Source organism: Streptococcus danieliae (assembly GCF_009767945.1).
GTDB classification, from domain to species: domain Bacteria; phylum Bacillota; class Bacilli; order Lactobacillales; family Streptococcaceae; genus Streptococcus; species Streptococcus danieliae.
Genome location: NZ_WSRS01000006.1, coordinates 19,519 through 35,989 on the forward strand (window position 1 = coordinate 19,519; position 16,471 = coordinate 35,989).

Here is a 16,471-nt window from a genome sequence, read left to right on the forward strand (position 1 = left end):
GGCCTTAGTCGGAAACCGAAGTTTTCCGACTCCCCCGGAGGCTGGGACAAAAGTCTAGCCTCGATTATTGTAGTTAGCGAAATGACTTTGACGCAGTAGCTGATTGGTCTCTTCGTTCGCTTTTCAAGCTCGGAAGAGAACCTAATCAGCCTTGCGGGGATGGGACTACGAACTAAATTTTTTCAAATTTAGTTCTGTCCCACTCCCTTTACACCACTGGGTCTTGCATCTCTTTAATTTCTAGAAGCCAGGGTCACATTAATAGCTCCACTGTAAAAATCTAAAATACTAATAGTTAGTTCAAACCTTCTGTCCCTTCCCTCCTTAGAGGGGAGGGCTCTTTAGATAGAGTGGACAGCGGCAGTCTGCATCCAGTAAGTTCTGGCAAATAGATGCTCATGTTTCCGATAGCCAAAAGCAGAGCGCTTCAGAAGCTTAAGGGCACCTCTAAAAACCCCAGTTTTTCTTCAAATTGAATCACTCAAACCTTGATAAATCAACATTTAGATTTTCAGAAATTTAGTTTTTATACACTTTATAATTATCAAAAAATCACTCCAAGGCATCAACCTCAAAGTGATTTTTCAACCTATTTGACCTTACATCTTTTCTTCTAGTTCCACATCTGGGTATTTATCCGCAAACCAGCGGAGGGCAAAGTCGTTTTCGAAAAGGAACACGGGCTGGTCGAAGCGGTCTTTGGCCAGGATATTTCGGCTAGAGCTCATGCGTTCGTCCAAATCTTCGGGTTTGATCCAGCGGACAGTTTTTTTCCCCATTGGGGACATAACCACTTCCGCCTTGTATTCATTTTCCATGCGGTGTTTGAACACTTCAAATTGGAGTTGTCCAACTGCTCCCAGCATATACTCCCCTGTTTGGTAGTTGCTGTAGAGCTGAATGGCACCCTCTTGCACCAACTGCTCAATACCCTTATGGAAGGATTTTTGCTTCATCACATTTTTAGCGGAGACTTTCATGAAAATTTCCGGAGTAAAGGTTGGAAGCGGCTCAAATTCAAACTTATGTTTGCCAACCGTTAAGGTATCCCCAACCTGGTAGGTTCCGGTATCATAGATCCCGATAATATCTCCTGCCACGGCCGTTTCAACCGTTTCCCGCGACTCAGCCATAAACTGGGTTACATTGGACAACTTGGCTCCCTTGCCTGTTCGAGGCAGATTGACAGCCATGCCCCGCTCAAATTCACCTGACACAATCCGGAGAAAGGCAATCCGGTCCCTATGACGTGGATCCATATTGGCCTGAATTTTAAAGATAAAGCCTGAAAAGTCCGGTGCATCCGGTTGGATCATCTCGCCTTCAGTTGTTTTATGACCATGAGGTTCTGGGGCAAATTCTAAGAAAGTTTCCAAGAAGGTTTGTACCCCAAAATTCGTAAGGGCTGATCCGAAAAAGACAGGTGTCAGGTCCCCAGCCAAGATAGCCTCCTCTGAGAAGGGATTCCCAGCCTCACTAAGTAATTCTACGTCTTCTAGCACCTGCTGGTAGAAAGGATTATTCTCTAACCCGTAGCTCTCCGCTTGACCAAACTCGATAAAGCGTTGGTCCCCTTTATACAATTCAATACGCCCATGGTGAAGGTCATAGAGCCCTTCAAAACTTTTCCCCATCCCAATCGGCCAATTCATAGGGTAGGAAGCAATGCCTAGAACTTCCTCTAACTCCTCTAGCAACTCCAAGGGCTCACGGCCATCGCGGTCCAATTTGTTGATGAAGGTGAAAACGGGAATATTCCGGTGCTTGACAACCTCAAAGAGCTTTTTGGTCTGGGCCTCGATCCCCTTGGCAGAATCCACCACCATCACTGCCGCATCCACGGCCATCAAGGTCCGATAGGTATCCTCCGAGAAATCCTCGTGCCCAGGAGTATCTAGGATATTCACCCGCTTGCCTAGGTAATCAAACTGCAAAACGGACGAGGTAACGGAGATGCCCCGTTGTTTCTCAATATCCATCCAGTCAGACTTGGCAAAGTTCCCAGTCTTCTTCCCCTTAACGGTACCCGCCTCGCGAATCTCGCCGCCAAAATAAAGCAACTGCTCCGTAATCGTCGTTTTCCCGGCATCCGGGTGACTAATAATAGCGAAGGTCCGTCTCCGCTTCATCTCATCAATACGTGACATTTCTAATTCCTTCCGATTTTTTCTGCCTTACTAGTATACCATGATAGCTAGAGCGACACAAAACCTCTGTTAAAAATTTCCTGGCCCTCCCCAAAATCCTAAGCATAACAAAAGCCCCCTGATTGCCTTATCAACCAGTAGGGCTAGCTCGTTAACCTTCTAGTTCTGCTAGGGCGGCATCATCCGCAAAGATATAAACTTCTGGATGGTTTTGAAGGATGCTGGCTGGTAGCTCCTCTGTCACTGGCCCCTCTACGGCACCAGCAATAGCTGCTGCCTTGTCTGCTCCATAAGCAAAAAGAATAATAGCTTTGGCGTCCATGATATTCTTAATCCCCATGGAAATCGCCTTAGTCGGAACATCTTCGATCTTGTCAAAGAACCGAGCATTGGCTTCAATGGTAGACGGTTCTAGCTCAACCACTTGGGTTGTCTGATCAAAGGAGGTTCCAGGTTCGTTAAAACCAATGTGACCATTTCGACCAATCCCCAGAATTTGCAGATCAACCGGATGTGCTTCAAGAATTTCTTGGTAACGACTGAGTTCCGCATCCAGGTCAGCTGCCTCCCCATTAGGTAGGTAGTTGGCTTTAAACGGTTTTGCTTGGAACAGATGTTCTTCCATAAAGTAGCGATAAGATTGAGGATTGTCAGCTGCGAGACCCACATACTCATCCAAATTCACACTTGTTAAGTCTGAAAAATCAACATCACTGGCCCGAACAGCTTCATAAAAGCCCACCGGACTGCTTCCCGTTGCCAAGCCTAAGGTTTGGGCACCCGCCGCTAGTTTTTCCTTCAAAATAGCGAGCGCTTTTTGCCCTCCTTCTGCTTGATTCTCCACACGAATTACCTGGATCATCGAACCGTCCTCCTTATCTTTTCTAATTCCATTATATGGTCTATACCAATTTTTGTCAACTGGTATAGACCGATTTTTGCAGAAATTTTCTCTTTCTCTCTTATGAACTACTTCCTCAAGAATTTCCCTGTTCTTTCTTCCCCAAAGAATGCTATAATGGTTGCTATGTTAGAACTTGTTGCCTATCTCTTTATAGCTGGGATATTGATCTTCCTGCTACTCTACTTTTGGGGCTTCAAAATCAAGGGTTGGTTGGTCTTTCTTTTAAGCTTTCTAGCCTTTCTTTTGGTGAGCACTCCTTTTTTGCTCTTGCTCTACTATTTCTTTTTATTTCATCAATTATAAGGAACAGATATGAAAACTAGTGATTTTGATTTTGATCTACCCGAAGAGCTGATTGCTCAGGTTCCACTTGAGGATCGCTCTTCTTCGCGCTTACTGGCCTTGGACCGAGAAACCGGGGCGATGGCAGACAGCCATTTTGACCAGCTGATTGATTACCTCAACCCCGGTGACGCCCTGGTTCTCAACAACACACGCGTCCTTCCTGCCCGTCTCCACGGGCAAAAAACCGAAACCGGTGGCCATGTGGAACTCCTGCTTTTACAAAACACCGAAGGCGATCAATGGGAGGTTCTCGCCAAACCCGCCAAGCGACTCAAGGTGGGGGCGCGTATTGCCTTTGGCGATGGCCGGCTGCAAGCTGAGGTTGTTGAGGAATTGGAGCACGGGGGCCGCATCATCCAATTCCATTATGAAGGCATTTTCTTGGAAATCCTGGAGAGCCTTGGTGAGATGCCCCTTCCTCCCTATATTCATGAAAAATTAGAGGATCGTGAACGCTACCAGACCGTCTATGCCAAAGAAAACGGCTCTGCCGCCGCCCCAACCGCAGGACTTCATTTTACACCAGAATTACTGGCAGCCATTGAAGCCAAGGGCGTGCAAATCCACTACCTAACCCTGCATGTTGGTCTCGGAACCTTCCGACCAGTATCCGTGGACGACCTGGATGCCCACGACATGCACTCCGAATACTACACCATCTCCGACCAAACAGCCCAGGCCCTCAATCAGGTCAAGGAAGCTGGTAAGCGGGTCATCGCTGTTGGCACAACTACCATCCGGACCCTCGAAACCGTTGCCCAACAAAACGAGGGCAAACTAGCCGGCGCCAGCGGCTGGACCAATATCTTCATCAAACCAGGCTACCAATGGCAAATCGTCGACGCCTTCTCGACCAACTTCCACCTGCCCAAATCAACCCTAGTCATGCTGGTCTCCGCCTTCGCTGGCCGCGAACAAACCTTAGCAGCCTACCAGCACGCCATCGAAGAAGGCTACCGCTTCTTCAGCTTTGGTGATGCCATGTTTATTCATTAATTTCTAAACATCTTAAAGCCTTCATGAGAATCTCCAATCTCGTGAGGGCTTATTTTTGTAGCCTGAAAAATATCCTTTATTTTTTGAGTTACTCACCACTATATGTTATAATTATATTGTAAGGGGTTTCAAATTAGAAAGGTTAAAAATTCGGATACGATACTATTTGAAGTCCCAAATCAACATTTCATATCCCTTCACCCCAAACAAGGAGGCTCACTATGAAAAAAAGTAAGACAATTATTTCAACAATTCTTTTAACAACCATCTTAGCTTCAACCATAGCCCCTAATGTTTCAACAGTCTATGCTTTCGAGACGCTACCCCAAGTAACAACTAGTGATACCAACATCACTCCCACTAACTCATTAACAGAGGAACAAATCGACTTATTAGCAGATGATATTCAAAGCTTACACCCAGATGTTTCGAAAGATTGGATTGAAGAAGTCATTGAACGCCAACTTCAGGGAGATTACAGCCTACCATCAGATAACTCACCTTTTCGGGTTGCTTGGCAAGGAGTTACAGTTGGACAAATGGGGGCAGCTATCGATACCGCAATTTCTCTTGCTCTAGGAGGTACCGTTTCTGGACTTGCAAATCTTATTAAAGTTAAGGGGGCCCATGCTGTGAAAAGTGCTATTCGCTCTGCAGTATCCCAATACCTAGGAGGATGGATTGTAAACAGTGTCTTCATCGACTACGCTGTAAACCTATTCTCCCCAGGAACCTATTTAGCCCAACAATGGGATGCACGAGACTCTGTACCAAATAATGGTCGAATTAATTTCTAAACTATGATGAACAAAAAAAAATATTTTCTAATTTTATTGCTAGGAAACCTCCTAACCCTCAGCATCAGCTTTATCCTAACTAGACTCCTATCCATGCCCTTTAAATGGTGGAATGTAATCGCCGTTACTTCTTCTGGCTATGTTGTCCACCATTATTTGGAAAAGAAGCGCAATCAATAAATGACAAAAGAGCAAGCCACACGGCTTGCTCTTTTCGATAGTCTAGCAGTTTATTTTGCTGCTGCGTAGAGTTCTGAAACCTTGTTCCAGTTTACCACGTTCCAGAAAGCTTTGATGTAGTCTGGGCGAAGGTTACGGTAGCTAACATAGTAGGCATGCTCCCAAACATCCAAACCAAGAAGTGGTTCTTGGCCATTCGACACTGGGTTATCTTGGTTGGCAGTCGAAACCACTTCCAATTTCCCTTCAGCATTAAGGACCAACCAAGCCCAACCAGACCCAAAACGAGTCGCTGCCGCTGCCGCAAAGGCTTCTTTGAAGACATCCATAGAACCAAAAGTCGCTTCAAGATCTGCGGCCAGCTCAGCAGATGGCGCTGTTTCTTCTGGCGTCATCATTTCCCAGAATAAAGAGTGGTTCATATGACCACCACCATTGTTGATGACAGCCTGACGAATATCTGCAGGAATGCTGTCGACATCCTTCAACAAGTCCACAACATCTGCAGTAACTTCAGGATGTTTTTCCAAAGCTGCATTCAAGTTGTTCACGTAAGCTTGATGATGCTTATCGTGGTGTAGATGCATGGTTTCCTGATCAATATAAGGCTCCAAAGCATCGTAGGCATATGGCAATTCAGGTACTGTATAAGACATAATCCACCTCTTTCTTTCTTCTTATCTCATCATACTTAAAAAACGCTGTCATTTCAATTTTTCTGCTTGAGACCTTGTACCATCTCAATCATCAACAAATCCATGAGGTAAGCCTTGTCATAAAGCCCCGTTTTCATCTCATAATCCGTTTGAATAATCTTTTGGTAAATGGTTCGCAGATAAATTGTCGGCAGGTTTTGGCTATCTCTTTGGGCAAAACGGACCCGGTAAGGATTGTAGCTGGTCCCTGTCAACCGCTTTAATTCAGCGACCAAGTTGGCCTCTGTTAAGGGACTCAAAAACCGCACATAAAGAAAGAGGCGAAAATGGCTTAACAATAGAGCCAAAATTTGGATATCATCCTTACCCTGAAGGCGTAGGTCGGCCATCAAAGAACGAGCCGCCTCCAACCGCCCCTGTAAGAGATAATGTGTCAAATCAAAGAGATTATCCTGGAGTGTTTTAGGCAGCAGTTGCCGGAGTTCTTCAAGAGTCAGGGAAGCCGGAGAGCCATAATTCTCGATAAAAGCCAGATTTTGCCGTAAAAGGCTAATATTCAGCATCGATTTCTCCAGCAAAACATCCTGTAAATCAGTCCCCAACTGCCAACCGCGAACTTGTAACTCCTCCTGTAAAAAAGTCCGAAAGTCTTTTTCTTTGAGTTCCTGAGTTTCCAAGAGGAGGGACTGACGCTTGAGTAACTTGACCAAGCGGCGTTTACCATCCAGCTTACCTTCCGCAAAAAGGATCACCTTGGTAGTCGGACTCGGATTTTGCACATAGTCTTCAAAGCGCTTGAGGTCCTCGTCAGACAAATAGCGCTTGCGGCCGGTTGTCAAGTCCAAAAAGGAATCCAATACTACCCATTTGCTGTCGGCGAAAAAAGGCAGGCTCTCCAATTCTTCTTGCACTTGGGCATAGGTAACTTCGCGCATATCCAAGCGACTCATACTTAAATCGGCTGGATCAAAACCAATCTTCCTCAGTACCTCTTCTTTTAATAAGGAAAATTGCCCGACATCCTCCCCGGCTACTACCGTTATGACTGGGAAATCGGCTGCTGTCATTTTTTCTACTTGTCGAATCGCTATCATACTGCCCCCTTTTTTTCTATTCTAGCAAAAATTTCGCAAACAGCCCATTTGAAATTTTTTAAAAAATTCTTGTGAAAAACTTTACAAATGAAAGCGAATTCGTTATAATGTTTAATGTGAAGTAATTAACAAATGTCAGGAGAAGCATATGACTGAAAAAACACTTTCAAAAGAAGAAAAAGAACAATTGGCACAAGCCCACGTTGAGGCCTTGGTCAGCAAGGGCTTGACCGCCCTTGAGGAAATGCGCAAACTCAACCAGGAAGAGGTGGACTACATTGTTGCTAAGGCTTCTGTTGCAGCCCTAGATGCCCACGGAACCTTGGCCATGCATGCCTTCACTGAGACCGGACGGGGTGTTTTTGAGGATAAGGCAACCAAAAACCTCTTTGCCTGTGAGCATGTGGTCAACAATATGCGCCACACCAAAACAGTTGGGGTCATTGAAGAGGATGATGTGACTGGTCTGACCTTGATTGCAGAGCCTGTCGGTGTGATCTGTGGGATCACACCAACCACCAATCCGACTTCTACTGCCATCTTCAAGGCCTTGATTTCCTTGAAAACCAGAAATCCGATTGTTTTCGCCTTCCACCCATCGGCTCAAGAATCTTCTGCCCATGCGGCACGTGTTGTGCGCGATGCAGCCATCGCAGCCGGTGCTCCTGAAAACTGTATCCAATGGATTGAACAGCCATCGATGGAAGCCACTGCAGCCCTGATGAATCATGACGGGATCGCCACCATCCTCGCCACCGGTGGGAATGCTATGGTCCGCGCCGCTTACTCTTGTGGTAAACCAGCCCTAGGAGTGGGAGCCGGAAACGTACCAGCCTATGTTGAAAAATCAGCCAATGTTCGCCAGGCTGTTCATGACATTGTCATGTCCAAATCCTTCGACAACGGTATGGTCTGTGCCTCTGAACAAGCCGTGATTATCGACCAAGAAGTCTATGACGCTTTCGTCGAAGAGTTCAAATCCTACCATACCTATTTTGTGAACAAAAAAGAAAAGGCTCTGCTGGAAGAATTTTGCTTCGGAGCCAAAGCTAACGGCAAGAACTGTGCCCTGGCCAAATTGAATCCAGCCATCGTAGGTAAACCAGCCAGCTGGATTGCGGAACAAGCTGGTTTCTCAGTTCCAGAAGGAACCAACATTCTCGCAGCCGAAGTCAGCCAAGTCGGCCCGAAAGAACCCCTAACGCGGGAAAAACTTTCTCCAGTTATCGCTGTTCTCAAAGCCGATTCCCGTGAAGACGGCTTGGAAAAAGCTCGTCAAATGGTTGAATTCGATGGCCTCGGTCACTCTGCCGCTATCCATACTGAGGATGCAGCCTTGGCCCAAGCATTTGGCAAATTGGTCAAAGCCATCCGGGTCATCTGGAACTCTCCTTCAACCTTCGGCGGTATCGGGGACGTTTACAACTCCTTCCTACCATCCCTCACCCTTGGCTGTGGCTCTTACGGTCGCAACTCGATTGGTGATAACGTCAGCGCTGTTAATCTCTTGAACATCAAGAAAGTAGGAAGACGGAGAAATAATATGCAGTGGTTTAAAGTTCCTTCAAAAACATACTTCGAACGTGATTCGATCCAATACCTTCAAAAATGTCGGGATGTTGAACGGGTGATGATTGTCACAGACTCCTCTATGGTCGAATTCGGCTTCTTAGATCGCATCCTGGAACAATTGAATCTTCGCCGTAACAAAGTTGTTTACCAAATCTTTGCTGACGTTGAACCAGATCCAGATATCACAACGGTCTACAAGGGAACTGAAATGATGCGTAGCTTCAAACCTGATACCATCATTGCCCTTGGAGGAGGTTCGCCAATGGACGCAGCCAAGGTTATGTGGCTCTTCTATGAGCAACCAGAAGTTGATTTCCATGACCTGGTTCAAAAATTTATGGACATTCGGAAACGAGCTTTCAAATTCCCAGAACTCGGCAAGAAAACCAAATTCATTGCCATCCCAACCACATCTGGTACTGGCTCTGAAGTGACACCATTTGCGGTTATTTCCGATAAAGCCAATAACCGTAAATACCCAATTGCCGACTACTCCCTCACTCCAACAGTAGCCATTGTCGATCCAGCCTTGGTAATGACCGTCCCAGCTCATGTGACTGCAGACACCGGTATGGATGTCCTCACCCATGCTACTGAAGCCTATGTCTCAACCGTGGCCAATGACTTCACTGACGGCTTAGCCCTCCAAGCTATCAAACTCGTCTTTGAAAACTTGGAAAGCTCTGTGAAAAATGCCGACTTTGAATCCCGCGAAAAAATGCACAATGCATCCACAATCGCAGGAATGGCCTTCGCCAATGCCTTCCTAGGTATCTCCCACTCTATGGCCCACAAGATTGGTGGTCGCTTCCACACAGTTCACGGCCGTACCAACGCCATTCTTTTGCCATATGTCATCCGTTATAACGGTACTCGTCCATCCAAAACTGCAACCTGGCCTAAGTACAACTACTACAAGGCCGACGAGAAATACCAAGATATTGCTCGGATGCTTGGACTCCCAGCTGCAACACCAGAAGAGGCTGTGGCTTCCTACGCCCAAGCTGTCTATGATCTCGGGAAACGGATCGGCATCGAAATGAACCTCAAAGCTCAAGGTATTGACGAAAAAGAACTCAAAGAGTATTCACGTGAATTGGCCCTTCTAGCCTATGAAGACCAATGTACCCCAGCCAACCCACGCTTGGCTATGGTGGATCACATGCAGGAAATCATCGAAGATGCTTACTACGGCTATAAAGAACGCCCAGGTCGCATCAAATAGTTCTTTAAAACAGATCGGTCTTCCGGTCTGTTTTTCTTATTCTTCGAGATCTACCTCCAGGGTGGTCTTGGCAACTGTTTCCAGTTGCCAAGACCACCAGCCGTAGAAACGGATGGCACCGTCCTGATCGGTTCGGTACCAGGGAATCCCCCTTTCCCGGAGTCGTTCCAAGGTTTCCTCGTGGGGATGGTGGTAGCGATTGTCTTGGCCAGCTGAGATTAGGGCGAGGCTAGGATGAAGGTGGTCTAAAAATTCCGGGGTCGAGGAACCCTTACTGCCATGGTGGCCGAGTTTGAGGACGTCAACAGGCAAGTTAGGATAGGTTTCTACCAACACCTTTTCCCCCTCTTTTTCCAAGTCTCCTGTAAAAAGAAAACGTGTCTGATAAAACTGGCCGTAGAGAACCAAGGAATCATTGTTGTCTCCCTGGCCCTCTTCTAAGGGATAGAGGGCTTGGAGTTGGCTATCAAACAGAGGCCAAGTTTGACCAGCTTCAACGAGGTGAATCTGGGCTTGGGTGGCCTGTAATTTTTCCAAGAAGCCGGGCTTGTTGAGGCTACCTGGGCTGACATAGATATGGGAGATGGGGATGGCCTGATCAACTACCAAAAGATCACCAACATGGTCGGCATCTGGGTGGGTCAAGAAAACCTGGTCTAGGTGGTCAATCCCTCTGGATTTGAGATAGGGAATCAAGCGGTAGTCGGCATTGGCTTTTTCAGGCTGTTTGGGTTTGGGGCCAAAGCTGACCTTACCTCCAACATCAATCAGAGCCTGACGGCCCTGCCAATCCCTAAGAAAAATACTATCGCCCTGACCAATGTTCACAATAGTGATTTCATTGATCAGGGGATATTTGGTCAAAAATAAACCGATCAAAAACAGGGACAAATAGAGGTAGACCTGTCTTTTTTGGGATCGTAGGTCCCACATCAAGGCCAGGCAGACCAATAAAAATAGAAAGAGGGGAAGGGAGGGCTGACCGAGAATAATAGGGCCGGGTAACTGAGCTTGCACCTTTTGTAAAAAACCATCCAAGCCTTGTAAAAAGCCATTAACCTCTTCTCCTTTTGTCACAGGAACCAAAGCAATCAAGGCTAAAAAAAGCGGCAAGAGCAGGCGGTCAAACAGTAAGGACAAAAGGACGGTCAAAAAAATCCCCAAGGGTTGGTATTCACTGAAAAACAGACTGAGAATGGGTAGGCTGGCTAAGGCTAGGATTAGGGCTTGTTTCCAACCACTGGCTAAGCGACGATCTTGGGCTAAAACCTGCAAGATAAAGGTAAAAAGGAGCGACAAAAGGGCGCCCATATCTTGAAAATACTGAGGGGTAAAGGCCGCCATCAGTAGAATCAGGCTCCAAAATTGTCGCATGCCCCGCAGGCCCAAGAGGGCAAGCTGTTGCTGCACGAGCGCACGTAAGACAGAAGGACTCCAGCCTGTTAGGCCAGCATAGGCAAAGGAAAAGAGCCATTGTAGCTGATTGAGGCTCTCCTTGGTTACGCCGAATCTAGCCAAGCAGCGGCGGTAAAGTTTCGTAAAAAAAGCAACCTGCATACCGGAAAGGGCAAAGAGATGGAAAATCCCCAGCTGACGGTAGACCTGGCCCCGCTCCGCAAAACTGGCCGGCAAGTAGCCTAGAAGCAAACCAGTCATGTAAGAAGCTAGTTCTGCGGGATAGGTCGCTTGGATCCAATGAATCCAGTTCGCCCGCCAAATCCTTAACTGGTCCACCGGATTCCAAGACTCCTGCCAGACTACACTCTCTAACCGCTTAATCTTCAGAGTGTGATAAATCCCTTGATTGGCTAGATAGGCCCGGTAATCAAAGCCACCAAAATTCTCCTGTGCCCGTGCTTGTCCCAGCTCACCTGTAATCCTGACAAGAGGCAGTCCTCCTCCTCTTTGCAAATAGGCTAGATCTTCTCCTTCCTGTAAACGGTAGCTAAAACGATAGAGATGGTCATCCCATTTGGCCAGACCTTTTAGGCTATCAGCTTCATACACCAAACTATCAGGGAGCAAGAACACCTGGGCGGGTGCCTCGACTTCTGCTGCCGCCTTTTGGTGAGCCAACTCCAGTCTCCCCTGCCAGCTTGCAAGTAAAACCAAAAGAAGCAAACCAGTCCCTAGCCAGACCTTTCGCCCCTGATTGCGATAAAGGCAGCAACAGACCAAGAGCCAGAGGGCTAGGAGCAGAGGATGACCAGTCCACCAGCTGTAATAAGATAAAGCTACCAGCAAAGCTAGGTGAGGCAGGGACAGCTGCTGGGATAGGTCTTGCAGAATCTGTTTGAAGGCCATCTGCCAACCCCTAATCAATCTGGACATGATCCTTGATTTTTTCCAAGGTTTTCTCACCAATGCCGGATACTTGTTTCAAATCGTCAATCGATTTGAAACCGCCATTTTGGTTGCGAAAGGCTAGGATATCTTCGGCCCGTTTCTTACCAATTCCGGGAATTTTTTGCAAGTCTTCAGCACTGGCCTGGTTGAGATTGATTTTGCCAGAATCAGCCGAGCTGGCAGTAAGGCCACCAACTGGTCCGACTGGTCCGGCCGAGGTAGCTGCTGGTATTTCTCCTTGATGAGGGACATAGACAATAGCCTCGTCTTTGAGCAGTTGTGCCAAATTAAGGCCATTGGGATCAGCCTCCGACGTTAGACCACCCGCCTTTTGAATGGCTGTCTGAGCACGTGCCGGACTTACTAATTCATAAACCCCCGGCTTCTGCACAGCGCCCTTGACATCCACCGTAATCTTCCCAGTCTCGGTCCCTACCTGCGCTGAGGCACTGCTGCTTTGTGTCGCCTTCGTCGTCGACAACAAGGGAGTGCTGGCTTGAGATTGGGCCTCCGGTGTCAGCTGTTTATAGATCAAAAAAGCCACCACTCCCAGGACCAGGAGCAGTGGCAAGGCATTTTGGCGAAGTAGTTCTTTCCAATTGTGCATGAGCATTCCTCCTACTTTTTTATTCGGAAAAAAAAGAAAAAAACTAATCCACATCAAGATTGGGTTGGTAGACAAAAGAGGCGATCCAGCTAAAGAGGACCGTCAAGAGGATCAGCACCACAACTAGCAGCAAGACCACAAGACGGATCGGCAGGAGCAACCAGGTTAAAAGGCTGCGTTTTTGCGGTTGAATCTCGGCTTCCAGTTGCTGAAAAGAGGCTTGGATTCGTTCAGCGACACGGTTGACGCCATCCGCATTCATCCGTTTGATGTCGCTAATGTCCAGACTATCCCCGATCCGAATGGTAACCGGCTCGCCCTTCAAGAGTCCCCCAATGCTTGTCGGACCTTGGTAAAAGGCCGGTACAATCGGTACCTTGGCTGTTTTGGCAATGACCGCGACACCACCCTTCAGCTCTGAAGAATGGCGAGATCCTGATGGGAAAAGCATGAGGGAAAAAGCACTTTTGCGCAGCATCCGGACAGGGTATTTGAGGACTTCTTGGCTGGGATTCTCCCGATCCACGGGGAAGGCGCCACACATCCGAATCCACCACCCCAGCACACGGTTGCGAAACAATTCCTGCTTGGCCATAATAATAAAACGCTTAGGCCGGGCTGCAAAGGCCAGATAGACGGGGTCCCAAAGCGTTTTGTGAGGAGCTACCAGCACATAGTTGCTCTCGGGATCGGGTAATTTGTCAAGATTTTCATAGCGCGTAGGTCCATTCACAGCCCATAACAAGAGGGCTACCAGACTTCGCAGATAGGCATAAAACATCATTTCTGCTCTCTAAAACGTAAACAACCATCCTAATGATTGAGAAAGAAAGAGAATTTCCTTTCTTAGGCTACCAGCACGAATCCTCTAATAGGAAAAGACTGGCACGAGTTCCCTAGGAACCTATCCGCCTTACGTTTGGCTTTCTGCGGATAGGTCACTTTCCTGATCATTTTATAGGATTCTAGGGAACCTTTTTTTGACATTATACCCCAAGCTTTTACAGCACGCAAATAGTATTTTTGTACCAAATCTGATAAGATAGGAGGTATGGATAAGAAAGAACAATTGATGGGACTAACGCAAGTCCAAGTTGACGAGCGCCGGGCGCGCAACCAAGTCAACCAATTTAATGCCGATGCTTCAACCAGCACCTGGGACATTATCAAGAGGAATGTTTTCACCCTCTTTAATGCTCTGAACTTTGCTATTGCCCTCGCCTTGATGGCCGTTCAAGCCTGGTCCAACCTGGTCTTCTTTGCAGTCATCTGCTTTAACGCCTTCTCAGGAATCGTCACAGAGTTACGGGCCAAGCACATGATCGATAAACTCAACCTGCTCAATAAAGAGCAAGTTCAAGTCTATCGTGATGGCCAACTCACCGCTATCGATTCAGAAGAATTAGTCCTGGATGATGTGATCCTACTGGCAGCAGGTGAGCAGGTCCCCAGTGATGCCCAGGTTCTCTCAGGCATGGCTGAAGCCAATGAAGCCATGCTGACAGGAGAAAGTGACCTCGTTCCGAAAAATATCGGTGACGAATTACTCTCTGGCTCCTTCCTAGCATCCGGCCAAGTTCATGCGCAGATCATTCGCGTCGGAGCTGACAACTATGCAGCCAAATTGATGACCGAAGCCAAGGTCGTCAAACCAATCAACTCCAAAATCTTAGCCGAGTTGAACAAGATCGCCAACTTCACCGGAAAAATCATTATTCCCTTTGGACTAATTCTCTTCTTGGAAGCCTTTGTCATGAAGATGCTTCCGCTAAAAGATTCAGTAGTCAATACCTCCACTGCCCTCTTGGGCATGTTGCCAAAAGGGATTGCTCTTTTAACCATCACCTCCCTCCTAACCGCTGTCATCAAGCTTGGAATGCGTAAGGTCTTGGTTCAGGAAATGTATTCCGTTGAAACCCTGGCGCGTGTGGACACCCTCTGTTTAGACAAAACCGGGACCATCACCGAAGGTAAAATGACCGTTGAAGACTTGGCAATCCTCTCCGAAGATCGCTCCCGCCAAGAAATTTTGGAGAACCTAGCCCACTACATGAGCCATTCGGAAGATAAAAATCCGACCTCACGGGCCATTCGCCAATTTGTTACGGAACCAGAAACTCCCGCTCAATTGGTCGCAACCATCCCCTTCTCTAGCGACCGCAAATGGGGAGCCATTCAGTTTGCCGATAAGGGAAGCTTTTACCTGGGTGCAACCGACTTCTTAATCAGCGGAACCAATGATTTTATCCAGGCTGCCCAAGAACGGGGTTCACGGGTCCTTGCCTTTGCCTGGAGCCCAGATGACCTCAACCTTGAACAGCCGGATCTACCGGACAACCTTGAGGCATTGACTGTTTTGGAAATCTCAGATCCTGTTCGTGAAGGAGCTGCCGAAACCCTCGAGTATCTCCGCTCCCAAAACGTTGATCTGAAGATTATTTCTGGAGACAACCCCGTTACTGTATCCAATGTGGCTGCCAAAGCCGGCTTCCACAACTATAGACAATACCTGGACTGTTCTAAGGTTACAGATGAAGAGTTAGAAGCAGCCGTAGCTCAAACAGCTATCTTTGGTCGCGTCTCCCCTCATCAGAAACGATTGATTATTCAGACCCTCAAGGCTGCTGGTCATACCACTGCCATGACCGGAGACGGAGTCAATGACATCCTCGCTCTCCGTGAGGCGGACTGTTCCATTGTTATGGCCGAAGGAGACCCAGCAACCCGGCAGATTGCCAACCTGGTCCTCCTCAACTCCGATTTTAACGATGTCCCTGAAATCCTCTTTGAAGGGCGTCGAGTGGTTAACAATATTGGGTTAATTGCTCCCATCTTCTTTATCAAAACCATCTACTCCTTTGTCTTAAGTTTGATCTGTATGGCAACCATCCTCTTCTTCCGGGCCGATTGGATTATGATTTTCCCATTCATCCCGATCCAGATTACCCTGGTTGACCAATTTGTCGAAGGCTTCCCACCATTTGTGTTAACCTTCGAGCGCAACATCAAGCCAGTTGAGCCTCATTTCCTCAAGAAATCTATGTTCCTGGCTCTACCTAACGCGGTCATGATTATTGTATCTGTCCTCTTTAGTCAAATTTATGGAAGCATTGTTGGTTGGTCCAGTATGGAGATTGCAACCCTATCCTACTATCTACTCGGAACCATTTCCTTCCTAGCCGTTATTCGAGCTTGCCTTCCGCTCAACCTCTGGCGTGTAGGTTTAATCATCTGGTCCGTTGGAGGCTTCTTCCTATCGGCTCATTTTCTCAAAGGACTCTTGCATATCGGTAGCCTAACAGCCAACACCTGGCCAGTCTACCTGGTTCTTGCGACAATCTTTACACTGATTTTCATCCTCTTCTCCAAACGCTACTATCCCAAAGATATGATGGCGACCAGCTAAGGAGAGCATCTAAAAAAAAGGGTTCTATAATAAGTTGTGTGGAAAGCTTGCTCTCCATGCAACTTTTTTTGTAATTCAGAGTGCAAAAAAAAGCAATTCCTAGTAAACTGATAAGTGAAAAAAAAACATCAGAATAGGAATTGCTTCATATGGACTATGTTACTCAAAAATTACTCGGAATTCAAGACCTAAACAT

The 16,471-nt window shown here is 47.1% G+C and carries 12 protein-coding genes; 5 read left to right on the plus strand and 7 right to left on the minus strand.

Annotated elements, in window-relative coordinates; translation table 11 throughout:
• Nucleotides 1-599 precede the first annotated feature (599 nt).
• Complete coding sequence (locus E5983_RS01435; RefSeq protein ID WP_160332146.1) at nt 600-2,147, minus strand: peptide chain release factor 3; 1,548 nt, start codon at nt 2,145-2,147, stop codon at nt 600-602.
• A gap of 151 nt (nt 2,148-2,298) precedes the next feature.
• Nucleotides 2,299-3,006 carry a glucosamine-6-phosphate deaminase gene (locus tag E5983_RS01440; RefSeq protein WP_160332155.1) on the minus strand — a complete coding sequence of 236 codons (708 nt, stop codon included), beginning with the start codon at nt 3,004-3,006 and terminating at the stop codon, nt 2,299-2,301.
• Between the two features lie 357 nt (nt 3,007-3,363).
• On the opposite strand from E5983_RS01440, the gene queA reads away from it, so the two are divergent.
• The 3 genes from queA (at nt 3,364) to E5983_RS09675 (ending at nt 5,369) form a co-directional block, all read left to right on the plus strand.
• Nucleotides 3,364-4,392 (plus strand): tRNA preQ1(34) S-adenosylmethionine ribosyltransferase-isomerase QueA, encoded by a 1,029-nt coding sequence (queA, locus tag E5983_RS01445; RefSeq protein ID WP_160332147.1) that lies wholly within the window; start codon nt 3,364-3,366, stop codon nt 4,390-4,392.
• Between the two features lie 221 nt (nt 4,393-4,613).
• Nucleotides 4,614-5,189: a hypothetical protein gene (locus tag E5983_RS01450; protein WP_202056284.1), complete on the plus strand. Its 576-nt coding sequence runs from the start codon at nt 4,614-4,616 to the stop codon at nt 5,187-5,189.
• Nucleotides 5,190-5,195: 6 nt separating this feature from the next.
• A complete protein-coding gene (locus tag E5983_RS09675; protein ID WP_202056288.1) occupies nt 5,196-5,369 on the plus strand; it encodes a hypothetical protein in 174 nt (57 codons plus the stop codon).
• Nucleotides 5,370-5,419: 50 nt separating this feature from the next.
• On the opposite strand, the gene E5983_RS01455 is transcribed toward E5983_RS09675, so the two are convergent.
• Together E5983_RS01455 and holA are read right to left on the minus strand one after the other, a co-directional pair.
• A complete protein-coding gene (locus tag E5983_RS01455) occupies nt 5,420-6,025 on the minus strand; it encodes a superoxide dismutase (protein WP_160332148.1) in 606 nt (201 codons plus the stop codon).
• Nucleotides 6,026-6,078: 53 nt separating this feature from the next.
• Nucleotides 6,079-7,119: a DNA polymerase III subunit delta gene (holA, locus tag E5983_RS01460; protein WP_160332149.1), complete on the minus strand. Its 1,041-nt coding sequence runs from the start codon at nt 7,117-7,119 to the stop codon at nt 6,079-6,081.
• A 148-nt stretch (nt 7,120-7,267) separates the two neighbouring features.
• Here holA and adhE point away from each other — a divergent pair, with 148 nt between their 5' ends.
• On the plus strand, nt 7,268-9,916 hold the full coding sequence (gene adhE / locus E5983_RS01465) for a bifunctional acetaldehyde-CoA/alcohol dehydrogenase (RefSeq protein ID WP_160332150.1): 2,649 nt from the start codon (nt 7,268-7,270) through the stop codon (nt 9,914-9,916).
• Between the two features lie 36 nt (nt 9,917-9,952).
• On the opposite strand, the gene E5983_RS01470 is transcribed toward adhE, so the two are convergent.
• The 3 genes from E5983_RS01470 to E5983_RS01480 are packed head-to-tail and all read right to left on the minus strand — an operon-like array spanning nt 9,953 to nt 13,650.
• The gene (locus tag E5983_RS01470; RefSeq protein ID WP_160332151.1) at nt 9,953-12,220 is read right to left on the minus strand and encodes a DNA internalization-related competence protein ComEC/Rec2; all 2,268 of its coding nucleotides are present in this window, start codon (nt 12,218-12,220) and stop codon (nt 9,953-9,955) included.
• A 10-nt stretch (nt 12,221-12,230) separates the two neighbouring features.
• Nucleotides 12,231-12,869 (minus strand): helix-hairpin-helix domain-containing protein, encoded by a 639-nt coding sequence (locus E5983_RS01475; protein ID WP_160332152.1) that lies wholly within the window; start codon nt 12,867-12,869, stop codon nt 12,231-12,233.
• Between the two features lie 43 nt (nt 12,870-12,912).
• The gene (locus E5983_RS01480) at nt 12,913-13,650 is read right to left on the minus strand and encodes a lysophospholipid acyltransferase family protein (RefSeq protein ID WP_160332153.1); all 738 of its coding nucleotides are present in this window, start codon (nt 13,648-13,650) and stop codon (nt 12,913-12,915) included.
• 270 nt (nt 13,651-13,920) lie between these two features.
• Here E5983_RS01480 and E5983_RS01485 point away from each other — a divergent pair, with 270 nt between their 5' ends.
• On the plus strand, nt 13,921-16,275 hold the full coding sequence (locus E5983_RS01485) for an HAD-IC family P-type ATPase (protein ID WP_160332154.1): 2,355 nt from the start codon (nt 13,921-13,923) through the stop codon (nt 16,273-16,275).
• Nucleotides 16,276-16,471: the final 196 nt, after the last annotated feature.